This window comes from Prochlorococcus sp. MIT 1318, assembly GCF_047304505.1.
In the GTDB taxonomy this organism is placed as follows: domain Bacteria; phylum Cyanobacteriota; class Cyanobacteriia; order PCC-6307; family Cyanobiaceae; genus Prochlorococcus; species Prochlorococcus marinus_D.
Genome location: NZ_CP138958.1, coordinates 1,106,580 through 1,130,324, shown reverse-complemented (window position 1 = coordinate 1,130,324; position 23,745 = coordinate 1,106,580). Strand labels below are relative to the sequence as shown.

Genomic DNA, 23,745 nt, shown 5'->3' with positions numbered 1-23,745 from the left:
TCAGGGAAGAAAGCTGGTATTGGAGTGACTCAGGCGGCGGCCACCGCATCGATAATTGTGTAATTCATCACCACGCGGCCCACTGTTGTAAGGATGTAGCGACTGATCAATGCTCCGTCTTCGTCGAAACGATCTCGGCGATAAGTCCACTGCTCAATGCGAGTTCCATCGCTGAGCAGCTCAGCTTTAATGGGCTCTTCTATCTCATCTTCGTCCTCAACCTCACCGTTAAAACGAACCCAAACCCAGTCATGTAGCAAGATCCTTTTATCTTCAAACGCATGAATGACGTCCTCTAAACCAGAATAGGTTCTGGATTGATCGCCAAACTCAGGCACAGAAGCTCCAGGCTTGAGCGCCGTGAGGTAATAAGAACCAAGCACCATGTCCTGCGAGGGAGTGATGATCGGATCACCGGTGGCAGGCGAAAGGATGTTGTTACTGGCCAACATCAACATGCGTGCCTCTGTTTGAGACTCAATCGCGAGCGGCACATGAACGGCCATCTGGTCACCATCGAAGTCGGCATTAAAAGCAGGACAAACCAACGGGTGTAACTGAATCGCACGACCATCGACCAGCTTCGGCTCGAAAGCCTGAATACCGAGACGATGAAGAGTTGGAGCACGGTTTAACAGAATCGGATGCCCCTCGATGACCTCTTGCAGCACCTGCATGACCTCATCATCAGCACGCTGAATCAACTTCTTTGCAGCCTTGATGTTGTTGACAATGTTCTGACGAATCAGACGGTGGATCACAAACGGTTGAAACAACTCGATCGCCATCTCTTTAGGCAAGCCGCACTGATGCATCTTCAGCTTGGGGCCCACCACGATCACGGAACGACCTGAGTAATCAACCCTCTTACCAAGAAGATTCTGACGGAAGCGACCCTGCTTGCCCTCAATGATGTCGCTGAGGGACTTCAACGGACGATTGTTAGCACCAACAACAGTTCTGCCCCGACGACCGTTATCGATCAGAGCATCCACTGCCTCCTGAAGCATCCGCTTCTCATTTCTGACGATAATTTCAGGGGCCAGAATTTCCTGAAGCCGAGCAAGACGGTTATTGCGATTAATCACCCGACGGTAAAGGTCGTTCAGGTCGGATGTAGCGAAGCGTCCGCCATCCAATTGGACCATTGGACGAAGGTCCGGGGGAATGACTGGTATCGCATCCAGCACCATCCACTCAGGTCTTGCATTGGTGGCAATGAAATTATCAATCACACGCAAACGCTTAATTAACTTGGCCCGCTTTTGACCCTTGCTAGATGAGATTTCCTCTCGCAACTGTTCAGCCACATCAGACAAATCTAAATCTTCTAGCAATTGCTTTAGAGCTTCAGCACCGATGCCAACCATCGGCTCATTCTCAATCGTGGAATCTTCCGCATAGATCTCATCTTCAATCTCTAGCCACTCATCCTCAGTAAGTAACTGCTTATACTTGAGTTCCTTATGATCGCCAGGATCGAGCACGACATAACAGTTGAAGTAAACAATCTGCTCAACATCACGTAGTGGCATATCTAACAAGATCGCCACATAACTAGGTATCCCTTTCAAATACCAAACGTGGGAGACAGGAGCGGCCAACTTGATGAAGCCCATGCGATGACGCCGAACCCGACTTTCAGTGACCTCTACGCCACAACGCTCACAGACAATGCCACGGTGTCGAACCCGCTTATATTTCCCGCAATGACACTCCCAATCCTTTGAAGGGCCGAAGATCTTCTCGCAAAAGAGCCCGTCCATCTCAGGCTTAAGGGTGCGGTAATTGATCGTCTCCGGCTTCGTCACTTCACCCACTACCTGCCCATTAGGAAGTGTCCGCTGACCCCACTCCATCACCCGGTCTGGTGAAGCAAGTGTGATCTTGACGTAGTCGAAGTGGTTCTCTGTACGGAGGTTGCTGTTAGTCATGAACGAATCGCAAACAGTTTGTGAAACGAAAAGCAGTTAGGTAAGGCCGTTAATCTTCGTCGTAATCCGCTACTCCAAGAGATTCGTAAGTGGGTCGACTAGGAGTACTACGGCGAGGGTTCACATCCTGCATCAGATCCACTTCTTTACCTTCATCGGTATAAACAGCGATATCGAGCCCTAGAGACTGAAGCTCACGCATCAAGACCTTGAAAGACTCGGGTGTCCCCGGCCTGGGGATAGGCTTGCCCTTAACGATTGCGTTGAGAGCTTCATTCCGACCCTGCATATCGTCTGATTTAACAGTAAGCAGCTCCTGCAGGGTGTAAGCGGCGCCATAGGCCTCCAGAGCCCACACCTCCATCTCACCTAAACGTTGGCCACCTTGTTGAGCCTTACCGCCAAGAGGTTGCTGGGTTACCAGTGAATAAGGACCTGTTGAGCGAGCATGGATCTTGTCATCAACCAAATGAACAAGCTTCAGAATCTGTGCATAACCAACGGTCACCGGCTGGTCGAAAGGTTCACCCGAACGTCCATCAATCAATTGAAGCTTGCCAGGATTGTCAGGGTTGTAGACCCACTCCTTACCTGGCTGTTTGGCAGCTTCCTTGAGATAAGCCTCCACTGTCTGCTGGGACTTTTCAGCTCCATACATTTCATCAAAAGGCACCACCTTGACCCGACAGTCGAGATTGGATGCTGCCCATCCCATTAAGCACTCAAACACCTGACCCACATTCATCCGGCTGGGGACGCCCAAAGGATTCAAAACGATGTCAACTGGAGTGCCATCGGGCAGAAAAGGCATGTCTTCGCGGGGCAGAATGCGACTGATGATGCCTTTATTGCCGTGGCGACCGGCCATCTTGTCGCCAACCTGGATCTTGCGACGCTGAGCCACATACACTCGAGCGACCATATTGGCGCCAGGGGGAAGCTCATCACCCTGTTCACGAGTGTAAATACGAACGTCCACAACTCGTCCTCGTTCAGTGCTGGGAACGCGTAGAGAGTTATCACGCACATCGCGCGCTTTTTCACCAAAAATGGCACGCAAAAGCTTCTCTTCTGGAGGCTGATCTGACTCACCTTTAGGTGTCACTTTGCCCACCAGAATGTCGCCGCTCTCGACAAAAGCACCGATGCGAATGATGCCCATTTCATCAAGATTGCCAAGGCTTTCCTCGGCAACATTGGGTATCTCCCTGGTGATCTCCTCGGGACCAAGCTTTGTCTGTCGTGCCTCGATCTCATACTTCTCGATATGCACCGAGGTGTAGAGGTCGTCCTTAACTAGGCGTTCGCTGACAAGAATAGCGTCCTCGTAGTTGTAACCCTCCCAAGGCATATAGGCGACCAAAACGTTCTGACCTAAAGCAATTTCACCGCCTTCACAAGCCGAACCATCCGCGAGAACCTGACCCACGATCACCGGATCACCCTGGCAGACAATCGGACGCTGATTAAGACAGGTGTCCTGATTTGAACGCTGATACTTCTGCAGGTAGTGGGTGTGATCAACCCCATCCTCATCCCGGACGATGATCGCAGTGGCATCCACGAATGTGACCATGCCATTGACACGGGAGATGGGCACCATCCCGGAATCCCGAGCCACCTGAGTTTCGAGGCCCGTCCCCACCAAAGGGCGCTCAGGCCGCAAAAGTGGTACGGCCTGCCGTTGCATATTTGATCCCATCAGAGCCCTATTGGCGTCATCGTGCTCGAGGAAAGGAATCAAAGAGGTGGCGACAGAGATCACCTGCACCGGCGAGAGCTGCACATAATCCACCTGCTCAGGTGGAACTTTTTCGAAGTCCTGGCGATAACGCACCGGAATTAATTCAGCGAGAATCTGTCCATCGGCATCAGTGGCCACATCACCAGGAGCCACACGACACTCATCCTCAAGATCGGCTGATAAATAGATGGGGTCTCCCTCCTTGATCAGGCGACCGTTCTCAACCTTCCAGAAGGGAGTCTCAATAAAGCCATACTGATTGACCCGAGCGTGGGTAGCCAGTGAATTGATCAAACCTGCATTCGGGCCTTCCGGTGTCTCAATTGGGCAGAGACGGCCATAATGGGAGGGGTGAATATCACGCACCGCGAAGCCAGCACGCTCCCTAGTGAGGCCCCCTGGCCCCAGAGCTGAGATACGACGTTTGTGGGTGAGCTCAGCCAATGGATTCGTCTGATCCATGAACTGACTCAGCTGACTGGAACCGAAGAACTCCTTAACAGCTGCAACGAGAGGCTTGGGGTTCACCAACTGAGCTGGCGTGAGCGAATCGGTCTCCCCCACCGTCATCCGTTCTTTGATGATCCTCTCCAGGCGATTGAGACCAACCCGGACCTGGTTCTGCAAAAGTTCACCCACTGAACGCACTCGACGATTGCCCAGGTGATCAATGTCATCAAGGCTGGCACCACCCACATCGAGTTCTAAATTGATCAGATAATCAAGGGTTGAGAGCACATCCTCATGGGTGAGGGTCCGCACCGTATCCGGGATTGTTAGACGCAGCTTTTTATTAATCTTGTAACGGCCAACTCGGCCAAGGTCGTAACGCTTGGGATCAAAAAATCGGGTCTGCAGAAGCTGTTGTCCACCGCTTACTGAAGGAGGCTCACCAGGACGAAGCTTTTTATAAAGCTCAAGCAAAGCCTGATCCTCTGAACTAATTCCTTCCTCATTTGCAGCCTCAATAGACTTCTTGTAATACTCGGGGTGACGAAGCTTATCGATTACATCGTTATCTGATAGCCCCATGGCCCGCATTAAAACATGGGCATTAATTTTGCGTGTTTTATCAACACGCACATGCAGAAGGTCGTTTTTATCTGTTTCGAACTTTAGCCAGGCACCACGGTTAGGGATAACACTGGCATTATATGTTCGTCGTCCATTCTTATCCTGTTCATCCTTAAAATATACCCCTGGGCTGCGCACAATCTGATTAACAATAACCCTCTCTGCACCATTGATAATGAACGTACCTCGCTCAGTCATCAGAGGAAGCTCGCCAATAAACACCTCCTGCTCCTTAATCTCACCTGTTTCCTTATTCACTAAGCGACAGGTCACATACATCTGCGAGGCGAAAGTCGCATCACGGCGCTTGGCCTCTTCAACATCGTGGCGAGGCCGCTTCAATCGGTATTCATTGCCAACAAAATGGAGTTCAAGCTTGCCTGTGTAATCAGTGATCGGAGAAAAGCTATCCAATTCCTCGATCAAGCCCTCATCAAGAAACCACTTGAAGCTCGCCCTCTGAACTTCAACGAGATCAGGCAGGTAGGTGGCGGTCTTGGCGACCTGAATCGCGCTGCTGCTCATGCGGAGACCTGCAGTTGAGAAGTGAAATTGGAAGACCTGAACAATCGACGGGCCTAGATCCGAGTCGGCAGCACAAAAGGCAGCGGCAGCAGCTCCCTGTACCAAGGAGCTGCTGCCGTACTCATGGGCTCAGAGATCTCGAGTCAAAAAGACTGACGTCAACAATGCACCAGAAGACAATGGGCGCTTCGGGCGGCAGGGACGCAGAAGAACTGCATCATGGCCAGACCAGTCAATAATTTTACACTTGTAGACCGCCAAACGCCTGTCCAATGTCTTGAGATCAGGGCAAAGAAAACAATCGTCTTGCATTAGCCGTGCTACTGCTTGCAACGAAGGCCAAAGACTCCCCTCGAAGCTCAGCCACCCGAGAAGCCACAGCTTCGACGTAGGCAGGCTCATTGCGCTTACCCCTACGAGGCACTGGAGCCAGAAACGGACAATCCGTCTCGACTAGAAAACGATTCTGCGGAACTTCGCGCGCGCAGGCGTGAATGGCCTCAGCCTTCGGGAAGGTGACTGTGCCACTGAAACTGATGTAAAGACCAAGATCCAAGCAGACCTCCATATCCTCTGGTGTGCCGCCCCAGCAATGCATCACCCCCCTAGGGCAACGATCCTCCTTCTGACGCTGACGCAACTCCAACGTCATGGGATCAAATGCATCACGACAATGAATGATCACGGGTAGATCTAACTCCGTGGCCAAGTCCAACTGCGGTCTCAGCACAGCCAACTGCTGTTCAAGGTTTGAATCCCGGTAAAGATCAAGCCCGAGTTCACCAATAGCCACCACCCTTGGATCTTCAAGAGCTGCATCTCGCAACAGCGACTGCGTCTGAGGATTCCAATGCTGCGTGTCGAGGGGATGAACCCCCACTGAATAGCGCAGTTCAGGGAAACGATCCGCCAAAGCACGAATCGCAGGAATCTCTGCGGGTTCCACGCACGCATGCAGCAGACTCGCTACGCCCGCCTGTCGCCAGCGTGCAGCTACCTCATCGAGATCATCATCGAAATTGCGAAAGACGATGTGACAATGACTATCGATAAGAATCGGAGACGACACCAGAACCCAAAACGCATCTTTGGCCCCATTGTGCAGGCCTTTCCTCATCAAGGGAAAGAACAAGCCCTTTCACAAGGGCCCATGCCAAATCACCCCTAAGTGCTTGGCGCCGGTTCAATCGCCTGCTTTACCGCTGCACTAAGACGAGACTTCTGATGGGCAGCGGTGTTGCGATGCAGAACTCCACGTTTCACCGCCTTATCAATTTTGCTGAAAGCCGAATCAATGCTGGCCTTCACATTCGCTTTAGCTGTCTCGCCAGGCTGCTGAGAATAATTACTACAAGCGCTGAAGCAACGCTTCATTAATGTGCGCATGGCCGATTTATACGACTTGTTCTCAAGACGGTTGCGCTCGGCAATCTGAACACGCTTCTTGGAAGACTTGTTATTGGCCACAGATGCTTACGCTGATTCAATAATCCATCACATTAACCCAGCACCAATTTTTGAAATGCCATTACAAGCGCTTTAAGACAAGCCAGAAGAGCAAGCCCTAACTTGATTTCAGATATTCAGGTTGCAGACTTTGACACAAAGCGGCCAGGCCGAGTCAGAGACTCCCTCAACCCTGATTCATTGTGTTCGGGATCGGCAACAAGCCAAGCGTGAACTAGAGCGGCTGGCCAACCGCTCTACCGGCAATTCTCAAAAGCAAGCCATGGCGACGGTGGAGGACATCCTCGACACAGTTCGCAGCCAAGGGGACCAAGCCCTGATCACCTTGACCGAGCGCTTTGACGGTTTTCGTCCAGAGCCATTGACCGTAGCTCCAGAAGAGTTGGAAGACGCCTGGCGAAAAACTCCCCAAAAACTTCAATCTGCTCTGGAGCTGGCCTATCGCCGTATCCAGGATTTCCATCAGCATCAGCGACCGGATGACCTGATGGTGCAAGGCATCCACGGCGAAAAATTGGGCCGCCGCTGGCGCCCTGTAGAGAAAGCCGGGATCTACATCCCAGGAGGCCGAGCTGCCTATCCGAGCACAGTGCTGATGAATGCAGTCCCAGCCCAAGTAGCCGGTGTGGAGCAGCTGGTGATGACTTCACCCGCGGGAAGGGATGGTCAGATCAACAGAACCGTTCTAGCCGCCGCACACCTAGCAGGAATTCGTGAGGTCTTGCGTCTCGGTGGTGCCCAGGCCATCGCAGCCCTGGCCTTTGGCACTGAAACCGTGCCAAAGGTCGATGTGATCAGCGGGCCTGGCAATCTGTACGTCACCCTTGCGAAAAAGGCCGTCTACGGGCAAGTGGGCATTGATTCGCTCGCCGGCCCAAGTGAGGTTTTAGTAATCGCCGACCAGAGTGCTCGTGTTGAGCAGGTGGCCGCCGACCTACTGGCACAATCAGAACACGATCCACTTGCTGCTGCAGTACTACTAACCACCGAAGCAAGCCTCGCCGAACAGCTCCCATCCCATCTGGAGGCTCAGCTTAAGGGTCACCCTCGTGAGCAGATCTGCCGAGCCTCTTTAAGCAACTGGGGGCTGGTCGTGATCTGTGAAAGCCTGGAAAGATGCGCTCAACTCAGCGATCACTTCGCACCTGAGCACTTGGAGTTATTGGTCGAGCACCCGCACGCCATTGCCGACCGCATCAAAAATGCCGGCGCCATCTTCATCGGCCCCTGGACCCCTGAAGCGGTAGGCGACTATCTAGCCGGACCAAACCACACACTACCGACATGCGGAACGGCCCGCTTCAGCGGCGCCCTGAGCGTGGAAACATTTCTGCGGCACACCTCTCTGATCGAATTCAATCGATCTGCCCTTGAGGCCACTGCTAACGCCGTAAGGGAATTGGCCAGCAGCGAAGGCTTGCACAGCCATGCTGAATCCGTGCGTATCCGCTTCGAATAACATCTCTACTCGAGGCGCTGTAGACGACGCACTCCCGCAACACCATCACTAATCTGGCCAACCAAAACTTCATCGGTGAGATTGACGAACAAACCGTTCTCCAAGACACCCGGAAGATTGTTAATTCGACACTCCAGATCCTCAGGGTCACCAATACCTCCGGCCATGCTTACATCCAAAACGAGATTGCCCTGATCGGTGACCACAGGACCGGCCTTGCACTGAGCCATTCGCAAATCAGCGATACCGCCCAACTCAGCGAAGCGACCCTGCACCTGTCGCCAAGCACCAGGCAAGACCTCAACCGGAAGTAAAAAACCAAGGTTGAGCCGATCAACAATCTTTGTGGAATCAACAACAACCACAAAGCGATCCGCTCTACTGGCGACAAGCTTCTCCTGCACATGGCAGGCCCCGCCACCTTTAATTAACTGAAAAGAGGGATCAACTTCATCAGCTCCATCGATCGCCAAGTCGATGCGATCCACGGCCGTGAGGTTGCGCAAGGGAATCCCCAACTCCGCAGCCATCACTTCGCCTTGGAAAGAGGTGGTAACGCCAACAATGTCCCGAAGCTCACCACTGGCCAGCTTGGCACCAAGAGCCTGGATCATCAGAGCTGCCGTCGAGCCTGAACCCAAACCAAGAACCATGCCATCTTTGATCTGCTCCACAGCGGCTGCCGCCACCGCTTGCTTCATCTGAGTTTGAAGGTCCGCCATCGTTTCTGAATCATCGGCGCGACGGTAGCAAGGGCAAGGGTTTCAACTAAGGCCAGGTAATGCGGCTGGATTCACCGAAAGGCTCATCTCTTGACCATTGCGCATGATCCTTAATGAGAAGGGGACACCGATCTCAGCCTGATCAACCTGTTTAAGCAGAGTTTGTGGATCAGAGACTGATGTTTCAGCTGCCGCAATCACAAGATCACCACGCCGCAAACCAGCGCGTTCCGCCGGGCTATCCGGCAAAACACTCTGCACAAGTGCCCCAAAGCGTTCGGGTAATTCCACCAGCGAATTCGGATCACGATTGTGCTCCCTGGCAATACGAGCTGTCAGCGGCACCAATTGGACACCCAAATAAGGATGAACCACCTCCCCACTGGTCAAAAGCTGCTCAGAAACATGTCGAGCCAAATTGATCGGGATAGCAAATCCCAAACCAGCGCCTGGACCAGAACGAACCAGTGTATTGATACCGATCACCTCACCACGACCATTCACGAGTGGACCACCGGAATTGCCAGGGTTAATCGCGGCATCGGTCTGAATCAAATCCAGACGTTTATCAGAGAAGCCAAGGCTGCTGATATTGCGATGCAGGCTGCTAACAATGCCAAGGGTGACGGTGCGTTCAAGGCCATAGGGGGTACCAAGAGCGATCGCCCAATCGCCTACCTCAAGCGCATCAGAATCTCCGAGAGGGGCGGCCTCGGGACGTGTGCCCCCATCCAGTCTCACAAGAGCAAGATCAGTAACAGGATCCGTCCCGACAACCGAACCATCGTGTTGATCTCCATCGGCAAGGGTGACGCTGACCGCATCCACCCGTTCAACCACGTGGGCATTGGTCAGCACCAACCCCTGGTCATCGATCACGACACCCGAACCCTGACCGCGCTCACGCTCTGGCCCAATTCCTGGCTCGCCCAAGAGATCTCTGAGCAAGGGATCAATCAGGGTGGGATCAAAAGGCTGACGTTGCACAGTGCGTTCCGTATCAATGCGAACCACTGCAGGCGCTACCTGACTTACCGCATCAGCAACGAAGTTATGGCTAGTCGTCCCATCTAAACCAGACAAAGCCCAAACAGGCTGAACCCCTGCAGCAAGAGGGAACAGCACGGACATCAAAAACAATCCCCAAAAGCGCTTCAAAACAATGCAACCCTGTTGCAGCAACAATCTGAAAGAGATCATGACCGCGAGGCTAAGCCGAAACAGAGGAGCAAGGCAAAGCTGCGCAACCGATCTGCCAGAAGAATGCTGAAATCAATACTTTGCGTGCCTATGAGGTGGCTAATGATTTGAGGCCAAAAAACCATTAGACCGGCTCCAACAAGAAATGATCAGCAAAGAAACTCCAGAAATTCAATGCTATATCAATAAAATCACAAATAATCGCCAGCACAAAACCACCTAAAGACAAACGCATTCGTTCTTCGATGGCAGAAGAAAATTGGCATCAAGCCTTGCCCTACCATCCACAGTATAAGCAATAGAAGATCATACAAATCACTCCCACTAATTAAGGCAAGTTAGCTTTGCTCAAAACGCAAGGATTAGAAGAACTGCAAAACTTAAGAAGGGATAACACATAGCAACCGTGATGTATAAAGGAGCAAAACTCGCATTAGTTTCCCAGTAATATCAATCTCTATACATCAAGAGATAGCAATACAAGCAACTGATAGAGACAAGACATCGAAAGCAGAATAGGACCAACTAAAGAGCATTAAGGGAAAAACCATCTCAAGCCAAGGTTGACACCATTCTGATAATTACTATAGCTATTGTCAGTATTATAACCAGCGTACTCAAGGCCAAAGTACTTCCAGGAAAGAGTTAATTGCGCTGAATTACCCACTGTATAAGCAAGTCCTGCCTGAGCAGTTCCAGAAAGATCCTTCTTGCCAGAAAGACCGAACCCTCCCGCATCCAACCTCATAAAAGCCTGCCATTCTGGACTCATCGCATAAGTCACCTGCATGCCAAGTAATGGTTGAGCCCAGGTGCGATCAATCGATCCGCTCGCGTTCTTCTCCAACTCTGGTATTTCCTTCTTTGTTAACGTCCTGCCATTCACTTTGACATCCGCTGCTAAAGACATATCCATGTCCATGCCTGCATCAATGATTCGTGCACCAACAAAACCTATAAAAGTGGAGTCTCCTGTTTTCATGACTGGCTGTTCAATGGCACCAGCGCGATAGCGCAAGGCAAGATCAATGATAGACTGATTAAAATTTGTAGTCGATTGACTATTAAGATTGAGTCCGTCAATTGGAGGATTAAGCTTTTCACCATCAAAGCTATTTGTACCACTCTGATTCTCAGACGAAGTGCCATAAATAATCCCAGCCATGAAGCCCAGCCGCCCATATTCCACAGAAGCCCTTCCTGTAAAAAGTCCTGTAACGGTAGCCAAAACATCGGCAAGACTTGAGTCTATAGGCGCAGTATTTCCATTGATAGTAATGTCTCCAGTTGTCGATAATGGCAGGAATCCATAAAGGTCTAAATACACTCTCCAATCATCCTCTTCCAATCGATCCTCATTTTCTTCAACCACCTCATCATCTTCAAGCTGATCTGGTTCAAGCGAAACTAAGACAAGCCCCTGCTCAGGGTTGCGCTCATACAAAGATTGCTCTGCAAAGGCCTCAGAAGACAACATTGAAAAAGTAGAAATTGCAATCAGTGCTATTAGAGGTCGTGAAGGTGTCATGTTTTTATATTAGCGGGGAGAGTAATAAAAAGAATACTTTTCAGCTACCTTTTGGGAAAAGGAACTGAATCTGAGTGCGGATCGTAAAATCACCTTGAAGTTTTTCTCCAAAAATTTCCGGCCTTACAGCATTCCAATAGGCACTTAGCGAAGCATTAACAGGTTGATCGCCAATTTTAAAGACTCTACCTATCCCAGCTCCAATAGGAACCATCCAACCCTTGCCATCATCTGCATTCCAGTCATTCGTGATGATTGGTGAACTCGTAAAATACCAGCCATTCGGCATGTTGTAGTTAAGAAATGGCTGGATCAAAAGCTTATTCACATCTTTGCCACCACGTCCTGAAAAGGACCAAACATTATTAGCAAGGCCTCCCAGAACCCATGGGCCTTTGCTATAAACGAAAACTGCGGAAGGCCCAGCACTCCAACGCTGGGAACTAATGCGAATATCGGTTGCCGATGGCATGATCAAAGTTGGCCCAAGGCCAACCGTAAGATTCCCCTTAAGAGTTGGTACAAAGAAAACACTCGGATTGATATCTCCTATGGCTGTAAAGTCCACTCCGTCAGCCCATGGCTGATTGACAATTGGCACAATCGTCCGCGTGACCAAGGTGAGGTCATTGCTGACCTTGAATGGGACAACAGGCTGCACATTGACAACATTTTGCGTGCGATTATCACGTGCCGACGGGTCAATTAATGAAGGTGCCCATTGAGTTCCAGGCGTAGCATTCCACTGAATCGGGAAGCTGATCATGCTCGCAATTGGATTCTGGGCCTGCTTGGCCAAATCTTCCGTGTTGCCTTGATCTGCTCCAGCCTCTAGGTTCGCTTGTGAGCTCGATTCAGGGTCTGCAGAATCTGCTTGAGCGATCTCCTCTTGAATGGTTAACGCCGAGAAATCAAATGGCTGCTCAGTATCAATATCATGCTGCTCAGCAAAAGACGGTTGCATGACCATGGCACTGAGGGCAGCTCCTGCAGTCAGCACAGATCGTCTTAGTGGTAATGCTACGGGAGCAATTCTGACCATTGGTTAAAAAGATTTTGCGAATGTTATCCCCTCTTTTAAAAGAAAATTCCTATTAAGCGTTAAGAAAAAGCGATGAATCAAACCAGCAATCCAGAACCCATCATTGATCACCTCCCCAGGATGCTCCCGTCAATAAATAGAGAAGAGCAAATGGCTCTTAAACTTCGTTTTTGATAGCAAATAAGACGAAACAAATCAGCGCGTCAAGGCATCATTGGAAAGTGATATTATCCTAGTACTGTTCAGGCATGAATAGGTAATGGGCCAGTCTCATCAACGATTGATGAGATCATTAAACAAGTTGCATTCCCTTGTCTCTTCAATAACTTGAGAAAGACTTCTTTCGATCAAATCCTTGCATTTTTTTGAAATTTAGCAACAAGTCGACCTGGATCCACAAACAGCTATGGACTCATCCCTGTTAAATGGTGATCAACAATAAAAAAATTCCCACTTCAAAGCAAACATGAAATTCAGGATGCTTCTTTGGCTTGCATGTATCATAAGTTTCACAGCAACATCCGCCGCCAACGCAGAAGGGATTAATCGCCGGCGACTTCCGATCGCAGATCCATATCCTCAGAAGGTTCACAAACGCTTACCGAGTCAAGTCAAAATGCCACGACAACATGTCGTCGAGGCACCCAAAGGAGCACCCAATGTTGTTGTCATCTTGTTGGATGATGTTGGCTTTGGTGCTCCTTCGCCCTTTGGCGGAGTGGTGCAAATGCCGGCCCTGCAGGAACTAGCAGACAATGGACTGAGTTATAACCGATTTCATACTTCAGCCCTATGTGCACCTACACGAGCTGCTCTTAAAGCAGGCCGTAATCACCATGTGATGAACATGGGTTCAATCCCTGAAATTGCGACTGGATATGCGGGGAATACCACATTTGTGCCTAACTATGCCGAACCTGTAGCCGAGATCCTAAGGCTCAATGGCTACAACACAGGCGCTTTTGGTAAATGGCATGAAACCCCTGGCCGTGAGACCACTGCTGCGGGCCCACAAACCCGCTGGCCAACCAGACAGGGATTTGAAAAATTTTATGGCTTCATCGGCGCAGAAGAAAATATGTATGAGCCATCACTCCACGATGGGGTCACAATCATTGATTACCCAGATCGAGAGGATTACCACTTCCTTGAAGACATGACAGATCAGGCTATTGCCTGGATGCGCCAACAACAGGGACTGCGCCCAGACAAGCCTTTCTTTATCTATTATGCATCTGCTGGCTCACATGCACCACACCATGTAAGACCGGAATGGATTAAAAAGTACAAGGGAAAGTTTGATAAGGGATGGGATGTTATTCGAGAAGAAACGCTCGCAAATCAGATCGCAAAAGGTGTTGTACCCCCAAACACAAAACTGGCAAAAAAACCATCGAGTGTGCCGAACTGGGATGATCTTAGTGATGTACAAAAACGCATGTTTGCACGACAAGCAGAGGTGTTCGCAGCTTTCACAGAATACACAGACTATCAAGCTGGGCGACTGATCCAAGCCATTGATGAGCTTGGTGAACTTGACAACACGCTGGTTATTTATATCAGTGGTGATAACGGCACAAGTTCAGAAGGAAACCAAACCGGCAACTGGAACTGGGGGCACATGTTTAACGGCATCCCTGAAACACTTGAGGCTCAGTTAGAACATTATGACAATTGGGGTGATCAAAACACCTATCCACATATGGCAGTCGGCTGGGCGATTGCCTTTGATACTCCATTTGCATTTACCAAACAAATTGCCGGAGATTTTGGCGGTACACGCAATGGCACTGTGATTCATTGGCCTGAGGCCATCAAATCAAAAGGAGAGATACGCGATCAATTCTCCCATGTAATTGATGTTGCGCCAACAATCCTTGAAGCTGCTGGCTTACCCATGCCTGAACAGATCAATGGGATTGCACAAATCCCGATGCAAGGAACCAGCCTTATTTATTCTTTCGACAACGCTGATGCACCTGAGCGACACAAGGTTCAATATTTCGAAGTTGTTGGTAATCGTGGAATCTATCAAGATGGCTGGATGGCAAGAGCCACCGTTGGCCTGCCATGGGAAGCACCCAAGAAGATGCATAGCGTCGCCAAAGATGATGGATGGGAGTTATACGATACGCGCAATGATTTCAGCCTAGCTAACAACCTGGCAACTCAGTATCCAGAACGGCTCGAGGCAATGAAACGACTCTTCTTGAAAGAAGCAATCGCCAATCAAGTGCTGCCCTTAGATGATCGTCTGTTGCAACGTTTAGTGCCTTCTGTTGCAGGCCGGCCAACGATCATGGGCTCGTCGAGGACACAACTTGATCTCTACCCAGGCTCCTGGAATCTTGTTGAGGATGCCATCCTAAATGTCAAGAATGTTTCCAACAGCATTACAGCCAAGGTAGACATTGACTCAAGCCAAGATGCCAACGGCGTGATCATGGCCCAAGGGAGCCGCTTTGGCGGATGGTCACTTTATATAGAAGATGGTTATCCTGCCTATGCCTATAATTACCTGGGCAGTCTTCATACCTTCCGCAGCAACAAGAAAATCTCTTCTGGCAACAGAAAAATTCGCTTTGAGATGGATTACGACGGGGGAGGCGCTGGTAAGGGTGCAGATGTACGATTGCTAGTTGATGACAAAGTCACATCAACTGGCAGGGTTGATGCAACTGTTGGTACACGTTTTTCGATTGATGAAGGTGCTGATGTTGGCATGGATCGTGGATCACCTGTTACTCAACGAGTGATTGGAGATCAGCGTTTCAGTGCCTTCAATGGGACCATCAACAAAGTGACATTGGAGATCTATCCATAGTGACATTGGTTAGGCACTCTGAATGTGCTCACACTTAGCCATCTTGGCTTTCAGGCAACAATAAAGATGGACACATTTCCACCTGCAGACTTTCATTGTGACCACATCTTTGCCAGTAGAGATGGTAACCATCCCTTCAGGGCTCTATCGAGTTGGCTGTGATCGCTGCTATCCGGATGGTTCAGTCCGCTGCTATCCGGAGGAAACACCCGCACGAGAAGTGCAGCTTGACTCATTCCAGATCGACATAGGGCCAGTCACCAATGCCCAGTTCCGAGCTTTCGTCAACGCCACGCAACATCTCACAGTCTCGGAGCTGCCACCTGATCCAACGCTCTATCCCGATCTAGCGCCCGAGGAACGCATCCCTGAATCAGTTGTCTTTCAACCGCCTCCAGCAACGTTGGATCGCAGCAAACCCTTGAGCTGGTGGTCGCTCGTGGCTGGGGCTGACTGGCGACATCCCCAAGGACCCGAAAGCACGATCGATGGCCTTGATGATCACCCTGTCGTGCATGTCGCCTACGCCGACGCCATCGCCTATGCCCATTGGGCTGGCAAGCGTCTCCCCTCTGCTGAAGAGTGGGAAGTCGCCGCCCGCGGAGGTCTTGTCGATGCCCAATACGCCTGGGGGAATGAACTCACTCCCAATAACCGATGGATGGCGAACATCTGGCAAGGTTCTTTCCCTTGGCACAACGAAGAGCTAGACGGCTGGTTCTGGACCTCGCCCGTTGGCAGCTTTCCTGCTAACGGCTATGGACTGTTGGATGTTTGCGGCAATGTGTGGGAATGGACCAACTCTATTTATCCCGTGGCGACAGATCAACAGGAACGGAGAATTATCAAAGGCGGATCGTTTCTCTGCGCAGATAATTACTGCGTACGTTATCGACCCTCTGCACTACAAGGTCAAACAATAGACACTGCAACGTGTCATATGGGCTTTCGCTGTGCAAAAGGAGGGCCTTGATTGCTGACTCACTTAAAAAGCATCAACCCCATCCCTAGGACAAATTTCAACTGCAATCGTACGCGGTTCGCAACAAAAGATTAATCCAGGTCAGTCAGTTTTGATAACAATATTCCATAGTCTCACTCTTGTTTGTCCTTACAAAGTAAAATTAAATGATCTACTAATCGGCATTTTAATGAAGACACGAGGTATCGCGTTTTTGGGCTCTTTATTCGCACTAGCTGCCTTAACAGCCCAGCCAGTCTCAGCAGAGACCTCCATGGAGTCGGTTGTACGCAGTGGCAAGCTGAACGCGGTAGTTATCGGTGACGAACTTCCGTTTGCGAGCAAGAGCAACACAGGCTTCAAGGGCCTAGCAATCGATGTTGTTGCAGCTGTCAAAAATGAACTTCAGGCCTTTGCAGGCAAGGCGATCAGGCTTAATCCCTTACAGGTGAACTCAGTACAAGACGCAAAAGATGCTCTGCTGAGCGGCAAAGCAGACATCGCCTGTGGTGTTGCCTACTCCTGGGAAAGGGCAATGCTTGTGGACTACACCATCCCGTTTGCCTTGGGCGGGGTGAGGGTACTAGCTCCTAGCGGCAATGATGGCACTCCCGCATCTCTTGCAGGCAAGACTGTTGGGGTCATTAAAGACACCGTTGCTGCTCAAACTCTCGAAACAGCAGCACCACAGGCGAATTACGTCTCCTACGCCTCTCCAGCAGCAGCTCTTGCCGCCATGCGCTCTGGCTCTGTTGACATACTCGGTGGAGACAGTCTCTGGCTCAAAGCCAATCAAGCCAGAGTTGCAGCAAACGCCAATCTCGTGCCAATCGTTCCATACGGCCGTTCAGGTATCGCCTGCATCATTCCAGAAAACAACTCCACAATGCTGAATTACAGCAACATCGCCATCGGCAAGATCTTGCAAGGCTATGTGAATGATGTTGCCCCTGTTCAAGCCATGGTCAATCGCTGGATTGGTCCAGGAAGTGCCGTTAATCTCAAGCAAGAGTTGATCAAGGCCTACTACGCCACAGTCTTATCTACCGCTGCGCAACTATCTTTGCGTTGATCGTTAGAAGATTCTAATTCCAATCCTTCACATCCTCTTTTCTACAAACCCATGACACCTCGCTCTCTACTCGGCATATATGTACTCCTCGCTTCATCAGCTGTTGTCGTGCAGTCTGCTGAAGCTGCCGTTTACAATCAGCCTAACCTTGCAAATCCCATCGAAGCGAAAATTCAAACCGTTCGAACTGGCGCCTGGAAAGCATTACTTAACCAGAGACACTCAAGTTCAAATGAAAGAAGTGTTGCTCGCGCATGGGGGAATGGTGGTGGCCGCGCGTGGGGGAATGGTGGCGGCAGGGTTGTTCGCCGAGGTTGGGGCAATGGCGGAGGATGGGGTAATGGCGGAGGATGGGGCAACGGCGGAGGGGGCTGGTTGAATGGCGGCTACGGTGGCCGTGGCTTTGCTAATTGGTAACGAATAATTAGCAGCAATTAATACAACCCAGACAAGCGATATCGGCCAAAGCAATAACCCTCATCAGTGCTTTGGCCGATGCATTGATCACCCTTAGTACTGAATGAAACTGCACGACTAATGCAGTCATTACACCATGGCAACTCGCTCTCTAATCAACCTATATGCGCTAATAGCAACGTCTGCTGTAATCACGCAATCTGCAGAGGCTGGACTTCACAGCCAACCAAATACTTCTAAACCAATTGAAGCGAGTATCCAAGGCATTCGCAACGGTAGATGGAGCTTATTTCTCAGATCTAATAAAATAATATTTGGAGAGAATGATCAGGCACGCTCCTGGGAAAATGGTAGTGGGGGGTTTCTTGAACTGGTTAACAGACAACATTCATCTCAATGACAACAACAAGTCCTGACATTAGTCGCTTCGGTCCAATCGGGCTGGTAGTTATTCAGTCCACCTCTCTATGCAATCTGGACTGCTCATACTGCTATCTGCCAGATCGTAAGAGCCGCAAGATCTTTGATCTTGAGCTTTTGCCTTTACTAATGCAAAGGATATTCGAAAGCCCCTTCTTTGGTGAAGAGCTAAGCCTGGTGTGGCATGCAGGGGAGCCACTGACCTTACCCTGCAGCTACTACGATAGAGCCACGGAATTAATCAACGAAGCTATAGAAAAATGGACTAATGGAACAGTTCATGTTGAACAGCACGTACAAACCAATGCCACACTGATTAACGATGCCTGGTGTGAATGCTTTCGCAGGAATAAGATCATTGTTGGCATCAGCGTGGATGGCCCCAAAGACATACACGATGCCAACCGTTGCTTCCGCAATGGAGAAGGCTCTCATATCCACTCAATGAGAGGTATCGAAGCACTAAAGCGAAACAAAATCCCATTTCATGCCATTGCCGTTGTAACTGCAACAGCAATGGATGATCCAAACGGGATGTATCAATTCTTTCGTGACAATGAAATTCGTTCTGTTGGCTTCAATGTTGAAGAGCAAGAAGGTGAACATACAAGTTCATCGATGCAAGGCTTCGAACGCGAGGAACAATACCGTCAGTTCCTACAAACCTTTTGGCAGTTAAGTGAGCAGGATGGCTTCCCTGTTGTACTGAGGGAGTTTGATCAAGTGATCAGTCTGATTCGTGAAAATCGGCGACTTAATCAAAATGAACTCAATCGACCTTACTCAATTCTGAGTGTCAATTGGCAGGGTAATTTTTCAACCTTTGACCCTGAACTTCTTTCAGTCTCATCAAAGCTTTATGGCACATTTGATCTTGGCAACATCCGCAAGATTTCGCTAATGGAAGCAGCTAAGAGCGAGCGATTTCAAAAATTATGGAAGGATATGCTGTCTGGTGTGCAACGCTGTGAGAAAGAATGCAACTACTTCGGCTTCTGCGGAGGTGGCATGGGAAGCAATAAGTTCTGGGAACATGGAAGTCTCAATTGTAGCGAAACAAATGCTTGTCGCTTCAACAATAAGATACCTGTAGATGTGCTATTAGATCGCTTCAAATCTAGCCCTCCAATAGACCACGAAACTCCTTTTTAACTCAAGCAATATTCGAGCAGCAAGAGTTGCTGTTTATGCTGGTTAGAGAGACGCCCAAGCCATCGCGAAAGATTTATCAGTACAATAAATAGATATGAAGAGCGATTTAATCATGATTAATCCATTCACGCAAGTGATCTGTAATCACAGAGCCTCTTCGGTGATCGCGGGGATAGTAATGAGCACGCTAGTGAATGGATTGTCAAGCCCAATGGGATTTGCAGAGACAACTGCATCAAAAAAAGTATCCCAGAATTTCACGACTCCAATACCCTCAGGAATTCTCACTCCAGACACCGTAAAGACGAGTGCTGGAACATTCAGATTTTTTGACGGCATGCCTGATGGGGAGACGGTACGGAAAAGTTTTGAAAATCTCAAGTTCATTCGTGGCTATGAGACGTTTCTAACCTTGATGCCAGCAGCAAGCATTGAAATGCTTCGCCATGGTCATGCAGAAGTAGGAGTCGATAACCACACCAAGGTGGCATTGATGGCCCCCTTGAAGTCAAATCCTCTGTTCCTGACAGGTAATACCGACACGGTCTACGGATCGACGTTCTTCAACCTGAAGAAGACAGGGCCTCTGGTAATCGAGATCCCTGCTGGTCTTGGTCCAGGAACTATTAATGATGCCTTTTTCCGCTTTGTTGCTGATACTGGAGCTCCTGGGCCAGACAAGGGAAAAGGAGGAAAGTATCTCATCCTGGGACCAGATGATTCTGAGCCAAGTCATGCTGGCGGCTATTTTGTTTTTCGTTCTCCTACGTATTCAAATTGGTTAATTCTTAGGGCTTTTCTTGATTCCAACGGTAAACCTGATCAAGCAATCGCTAATTATGAAAATGGTTTGCGTCTTTATCCCTATTCCCAAAGAGATAACCCGGCTCAGATGATCTTTATTCAAGCTGGTGAAAAGGTTTTCAATACAGTTCATGCCAATAATTTTGAGTTCTTTAATGAACTCAATACAGTCATTCAGCGTGAGCCAGTTGCTTTCCTTGATCCTGAACTAAGGGGATTGGCATCTGCTATCGGATTGGAAAAAGGTAAATCTTTTTCTCCATCTCCAGAAGATAAAAAGATCCTAGAAGAAGCAATCCAAGTTGGTGTTGCCTACGTACGCTCCGACATGGGTAAACCCCGCAATCAGGATGTTTACTTCTATCAAGACAAACAGTGGTTTACACCTTTTGGGGGTGGAAGTCATGAATGGCTTATTGATGATGGTGCAGGTGGTCGAAATTTAGATGCACGCAATAATTTCTTTTGGGGCTACACAGTAAATACACCAGCGATGGTGTTGCAAATGATTGGGGCTGGATCGCAATATGGCGTTGTGGCCACTGATGCTAACGGTCGTTATCTCGATGGAAGCAAAACTTACAAGTTCACGATTGATAAGGATGTACCTGCGAAAGACTTTTGGTCGATGGTCGTTTACGACCCGCAGACACGGTCTGAGCTGCAGACTGGCCAGCTCTTGCCGAGCAAAAATAGTGTACGAAATCAGGATTTAGACGTTAACACTGATGGCAGTATTGACCTCTATTTCGGTCCCAAACCCCCAACGGGGAAAGAAGCCAATTGGATCGAAACTGTTCCTGGTAAGGGCTGGTTTGCTGTGTTTCGTCTCTACGGACCGCTGCAGCCTTGGTTCGATAAAATTTGGCAGCTCAATGATATTCAGCCGATGGGATGATACCAGACAAATTTTACTAATTTCTTCTAATTAAATCCATGAAACTTTTTAAAACCTCTCTTGCTTCGGCTATTCTTTTGGCTAGTGCTTGTCTCGCTGTTCAAGCCCAAGACCTTAAAGCGAATGGATATAACACGCCAATCCCTGAGGATGTTCTGACTCCCAATCGTGTAAGAACAAGGCTTGGCTTATTTAATTACTTTGATGGTTTTCCTGATGACGAAACCATGAGACTTGCTCGCCGGCAGGTTGATTTAGGCCGTGGTGTGCAGACATTCCTCAATTTCATGCCAGCAGCGTCGCTCGAGATGCTCTACGTGGGGCATCGTGATGGCTATGGCATGAAACCAAATCAGGACATCGGCATCTTTGATGAGCTGATGAGTTCCAAGTCTCTTTGGCTCACTGGAAATACCGATACGGTTTACGCCTCTACTTTTCTCGATCTCAGTTCTGGTCCGATCATTGTGGAAGTCCCACCCGGTACCGGACCAGGAACAGTAAATGATGCCTTCTTCCGCTTTGTGGTTGATATGGGAGGCCCCGGCCCCGACAAGGGCATGGGCGGTAAATATCTGATTCTTGGGCCAGGGCAAGAGGCTCCTGCGACGACCGATGGTTTTTTTGTGGCAAAGACCCCGAGCTACATCAACTGGTTGATTCTTCGTGGTTTTCTCGATGAGGAAGGCAAGACTGATACAGCACGAGACAGCTTCAAAAATGGCTTAAAGGTGTACCCCTATACCATGCGAGCAAATCCTCAAGCCAACAATTTCAAGAACCTTACCGACTGGACGGTGAATACCATTCATGCCAATAATTTCAAATTTTACGAGGAACTCAATGAGGTGATCCAACGTGAACCTTCGGAGATGTTCTCCCCAGAGCTGCTGGGTATGGCGTCAGCCATTGGCATTCAGAAAGGCAAGCCTTTTGCCCCGGATGCTGAACAGAAAGCGCTGCTCACTGAAGCTGTAGCCATTGGGAATGCCACTGCCCGTTCGATCCTGTTTTCCCCTCAGGATCCAAAGGCTTACATCTACCCAAATAGGTCTGGTTACTGGCAAACCGGTTTTCCCGGAGGTAGTCACGAGTACCTCGTAAACAAGGGAAATGGTGGACGCGATATGGATGGACGCACCCTTTTCTTCTATCTCGCTACGGTCAATACCCCAGCGATGGCGCTTGAACTGCCTGGCGTGGGGTCTCAGTACGCCTTCTCCTCGCGTGACAGCAACGGCGCATACCTCGATGGAGCTAACACCTACAAACTCACAGTTCCGGCTAATGCTCCGGCCAATCGCTTCTGGTCCTTTGTGGTTTACGACCCCCAGACTCGTTCAATGCTGCAAAGCAAGGAGTCGCCTTATCCAAGCAAAAACAACAAACGCAACCAAGAGATGCTGGTGAATGATGATGGTTCCATAGATCTTTACTTCGGGCCCAAAGCACCCGAAGGGAAAAAGGCAAACTGGATCAAAACCATCCCCAGCAAAGGTTGGTTCGGGATCCTGCGGCTCTATGGTCCACTTGATCCCTGGTTCAATCAAACCTGGAAGCTGGGAGCCATTAAAAAGATGAACTGATTGCCAAGACGTTGATCGTTCAGGCAACCGAGGTTGATTTGAATAGGGCATAGTAGTGGTTATCATTAATAGCAAGTTACTGATCAAGTGAACTGAACTTTGACCCCAATATCTTCATGCAACGTGAGCAAAGCTCCTGAGATCGCATCAGAATGCCACTAGTTATAATCATCGGAGGGGTCTCGCGCAGCGGCTTAACCATCACCAGCGATCAAAACAGGTTGTGCACTGATTTATACGCTCAGTATTGCAAGCACACTAATGGACTTGACTAAACAACCCATTAACTCAAATCATGAGCCACTTGCAGCAATCCCTAGTATTCACAGATACCTACTGGTGTTTAGCTACGTGCTTAGGGCTAACTAGAATTACAATTGCGCTGCAAAATTCCAAGCCCACCATCATTATGGATGTGAATAGTCCTTTCCTATGTATCAATCACGCTTTGTGGCCGCAGGCCTGGTGATGGCCTCAGTTCTTACCCCTCAGTCAGCCATCGCCAAATGTGAATTCCTAATGCCTATTGGCGGGGATGGCAACAAGATCGTCAAAAAGAGAGTAGAGCGACCAAAGGGTTTGATGGGCAGTGCCTTTGGCCGCACAAACTGGAATACAGACTTTGCTGTTAATCAGCCCTATCGCAATTACAAACTATTCTTCACTGCAGATTCAACCGATTCTGCCAGCTACCCAATTCAGGCCTTCCTCAAGTTCAGCGATGGCAGCAACCTTCAAGTTGTCAACGAATCCATGCGGCCGCCAATGGGTACCGGTAAAATGTTTGGCCCTATCCAAGCAATTCCTGGTAAAGCGGTGAGTCAAGTGAATTTCAAGGTAGGAACAGCAAAGGATCCAGGCGCTACTGGATTCAGCTACCGAATTTCTGTTCAAGGCTGCCAGTAATCCAGTTGAA

The 23,745-nt window shown here is 49.4% G+C and carries 19 protein-coding genes; 10 read left to right on the top strand and 9 right to left on the bottom strand.

All coding sequences use genetic code 11. The annotated features are described in order from the left end of the window. Positions 1–29: 29 nt before the first annotated feature. The 4 genes from SIB66_RS05560 to rpsT all read right to left on the bottom strand — a co-directional run bounded on the left by SIB66_RS05560 (position 30) and on the right by rpsT (position 6,744). Positions 30–1,934, bottom strand: a complete 1,905-nt coding sequence (locus tag SIB66_RS05560; RefSeq protein WP_063406338.1) for a DNA-directed RNA polymerase subunit gamma — start codon at positions 1,932–1,934, stop codon at positions 30–32. A gap of 49 nt (positions 1,935–1,983) precedes the next feature. Further along, complete coding sequence (gene rpoB / locus SIB66_RS05555; protein WP_063406387.1) at positions 1,984–5,277, bottom strand: DNA-directed RNA polymerase subunit beta; 3,294 nt, start codon at positions 5,275–5,277, stop codon at positions 1,984–1,986. 283 nt (positions 5,278–5,560) lie between these two features. Next, the gene (locus SIB66_RS05550) at positions 5,561–6,394 is read right to left on the bottom strand and encodes a TatD family hydrolase (protein WP_063421620.1); all 834 of its coding nucleotides are present in this window, start codon (positions 6,392–6,394) and stop codon (positions 5,561–5,563) included. Between the two features lie 47 nt (positions 6,395–6,441). After that, positions 6,442–6,744: a 30S ribosomal protein S20 gene (rpsT, locus tag SIB66_RS05545; protein WP_011825111.1), complete on the bottom strand. Its 303-nt coding sequence runs from the start codon at positions 6,742–6,744 to the stop codon at positions 6,442–6,444. A 130-nt stretch (positions 6,745–6,874) separates the two neighbouring features. Between rpsT and hisD the strand changes: the two genes are divergently transcribed. Further along, complete coding sequence (hisD, locus tag SIB66_RS05540) at positions 6,875–8,203, top strand: histidinol dehydrogenase (RefSeq protein WP_063406340.1); 1,329 nt, start codon at positions 6,875–6,877, stop codon at positions 8,201–8,203. A gap of 5 nt (positions 8,204–8,208) precedes the next feature. Here hisD and rpiA read toward each other — a convergent pair whose 3' ends face one another. The 4 genes from rpiA to SIB66_RS05520 form a co-directional block, all read right to left on the bottom strand. Then, positions 8,209–8,925, bottom strand: a complete 717-nt coding sequence (gene rpiA, locus SIB66_RS05535; RefSeq protein ID WP_063406341.1) for a ribose-5-phosphate isomerase RpiA — start codon at positions 8,923–8,925, stop codon at positions 8,209–8,211. A 42-nt stretch (positions 8,926–8,967) separates the two neighbouring features. After that, positions 8,968–10,125, bottom strand: a complete 1,158-nt coding sequence (locus SIB66_RS05530; protein ID WP_155724633.1) for a trypsin-like peptidase domain-containing protein — start codon at positions 10,123–10,125, stop codon at positions 8,968–8,970. 535 nt (positions 10,126–10,660) lie between these two features. Next, positions 10,661–11,653, bottom strand: coding sequence for a hypothetical protein (locus SIB66_RS05525; RefSeq protein ID WP_063406342.1), 993 nt, complete (start codon positions 11,651–11,653; stop codon positions 10,661–10,663). A gap of 40 nt (positions 11,654–11,693) precedes the next feature. Further along, complete coding sequence (locus SIB66_RS05520) at positions 11,694–12,695, bottom strand: hypothetical protein (RefSeq protein ID WP_063406343.1); 1,002 nt, start codon at positions 12,693–12,695, stop codon at positions 11,694–11,696. A gap of 616 nt (positions 12,696–13,311) precedes the next feature. Here SIB66_RS05520 and SIB66_RS05515 point away from each other — a divergent pair. The 6 genes from SIB66_RS05515 to grrM all read left to right on the top strand — a co-directional run bounded on the left by SIB66_RS05515 (position 13,312) and on the right by grrM (position 19,541). Then, on the top strand, positions 13,312–15,519 hold the full coding sequence (locus SIB66_RS05515; protein WP_236070236.1) for an arylsulfatase: 2,208 nt from the start codon (positions 13,312–13,314) through the stop codon (positions 15,517–15,519). A 97-nt stretch (positions 15,520–15,616) separates the two neighbouring features. Beyond that, positions 15,617–16,492, top strand: a complete 876-nt coding sequence (locus tag SIB66_RS05510) for a formylglycine-generating enzyme family protein (protein ID WP_236070237.1) — start codon at positions 15,617–15,619, stop codon at positions 16,490–16,492. Positions 16,493–16,754: 262 nt separating this feature from the next. Further along, positions 16,755–17,552, top strand: coding sequence for an extracellular substrate binding-like orphan protein GrrP (gene grrP, locus SIB66_RS05505; protein ID WP_236070238.1), 798 nt, complete (start codon positions 16,755–16,757; stop codon positions 17,550–17,552). 51 nt (positions 17,553–17,603) lie between these two features. Further along, a complete protein-coding gene (grrA, locus tag SIB66_RS05500; RefSeq protein WP_074160838.1) occupies positions 17,604–17,969 on the top strand; it encodes a GrrA/OscA1 family cyclophane-containing rSAM-modified RiPP in 366 nt (121 codons plus the stop codon). Between the two features lie 136 nt (positions 17,970–18,105). Continuing rightward, positions 18,106–18,369 (top strand): GrrA/OscA1 family cyclophane-containing rSAM-modified RiPP, encoded by a 264-nt coding sequence (gene grrA / locus SIB66_RS05495; protein ID WP_074164562.1) that lies wholly within the window; start codon positions 18,106–18,108, stop codon positions 18,367–18,369. Further along, positions 18,366–19,541, top strand: coding sequence for a cyclophane-forming radical SAM/SPASM peptide maturase GrrM/OscB (grrM, locus tag SIB66_RS05490; protein ID WP_063406348.1), 1,176 nt, complete (start codon positions 18,366–18,368; stop codon positions 19,539–19,541). The genes grrA (SIB66_RS05495) and grrM overlap by 4 nt, the downstream gene beginning before the upstream one ends. 144 nt (positions 19,542–19,685) lie before the next feature. On the opposite strand, the gene SIB66_RS05485 is transcribed toward grrM, so the two are convergent. After that, entirely contained in the window at positions 19,686–19,880 is a 195-nt protein-coding gene (locus tag SIB66_RS05485) for a hypothetical protein (RefSeq protein WP_236070253.1), read from the bottom strand. Between SIB66_RS05485 and SIB66_RS05480 the strand changes: the two genes are divergently transcribed. The 3 genes from SIB66_RS05480 to SIB66_RS05470 all read left to right on the top strand — a co-directional run bounded on the left by SIB66_RS05480 (position 19,810) and on the right by SIB66_RS05470 (position 23,735). Then, positions 19,810–21,243 carry a DUF1254 domain-containing protein gene (locus SIB66_RS05480; protein ID WP_413410355.1) on the top strand — a complete coding sequence of 478 codons (1,434 nt, stop codon included), beginning with the start codon at positions 19,810–19,812 and terminating at the stop codon, positions 21,241–21,243. The genes SIB66_RS05485 and SIB66_RS05480 overlap by 71 nt on opposite strands. Positions 21,244–21,281: 38 nt before the next feature. Continuing rightward, the gene (locus SIB66_RS05475; RefSeq protein ID WP_063406350.1) at positions 21,282–22,829 is read left to right on the top strand and encodes a DUF1254 domain-containing protein; all 1,548 of its coding nucleotides are present in this window, start codon (positions 21,282–21,284) and stop codon (positions 22,827–22,829) included. A gap of 468 nt (positions 22,830–23,297) precedes the next feature. Further along, complete coding sequence (locus SIB66_RS05470) at positions 23,298–23,735, top strand: hypothetical protein (protein WP_236070239.1); 438 nt, start codon at positions 23,298–23,300, stop codon at positions 23,733–23,735. Positions 23,736–23,745: the final 10 nt, after the last annotated feature.

Coding starts and splice junctions, on each gene's coding strand:
- SIB66_RS05560 (WP_063406338.1), bottom strand. CDS start 1,934: ATGACTAACAGCAACCTCCGTACAGAGAACCACTTCGACTACGTCAAG.
- rpoB (WP_063406387.1), bottom strand. CDS start 5,277: ATGAGCAGCAGCGCGATTCAGGTCGCCAAGACCGCCACCTACCTGCCT.
- SIB66_RS05550 (WP_063421620.1), bottom strand. CDS start 6,394: ATGAGGAAAGGCCTGCACAATGGGGCCAAAGATGCGTTTTGGGTTCTG.
- rpiA (WP_063406341.1), bottom strand. CDS start 8,925: ATGGCGGACCTTCAAACTCAGATGAAGCAAGCGGTGGCGGCAGCCGCT.
- SIB66_RS05530 (WP_155724633.1), bottom strand. CDS start 10,125: ATGATCTCTTTCAGATTGTTGCTGCAACAGGGTTGCATTGTTTTGAAG.
- SIB66_RS05525 (WP_063406342.1), bottom strand. CDS start 11,653: ATGACACCTTCACGACCTCTAATAGCACTGATTGCAATTTCTACTTTT.
- SIB66_RS05520 (WP_063406343.1), bottom strand. CDS start 12,695: ATGGTCAGAATTGCTCCCGTAGCATTACCACTAAGACGATCTGTGCTG.
- SIB66_RS05515 (WP_236070236.1), top strand. CDS start 13,312: ATGCCACGACAACATGTCGTCGAGGCACCCAAAGGAGCACCCAATGTT.
- grrP (WP_236070238.1), top strand. CDS start 16,755: ATGGAGTCGGTTGTACGCAGTGGCAAGCTGAACGCGGTAGTTATCGGT.
- grrA (WP_074160838.1), top strand. CDS start 17,604: ATGACACCTCGCTCTCTACTCGGCATATATGTACTCCTCGCTTCATCA.
- grrA (WP_074164562.1), top strand. CDS start 18,106: ATGGCAACTCGCTCTCTAATCAACCTATATGCGCTAATAGCAACGTCT.
- grrM (WP_063406348.1), top strand. CDS start 18,366: ATGACAACAACAAGTCCTGACATTAGTCGCTTCGGTCCAATCGGGCTG.
- SIB66_RS05485 (WP_236070253.1), bottom strand. CDS start 19,880: ATGCCGTCAAAAAATCTGAATGTTCCAGCACTCGTCTTTACGGTGTCT.
- SIB66_RS05475 (WP_063406350.1), top strand. CDS start 21,282: ATGAAACTTTTTAAAACCTCTCTTGCTTCGGCTATTCTTTTGGCTAGT.
- SIB66_RS05470 (WP_236070239.1), top strand. CDS start 23,298: ATGGCCTCAGTTCTTACCCCTCAGTCAGCCATCGCCAAATGTGAATTC.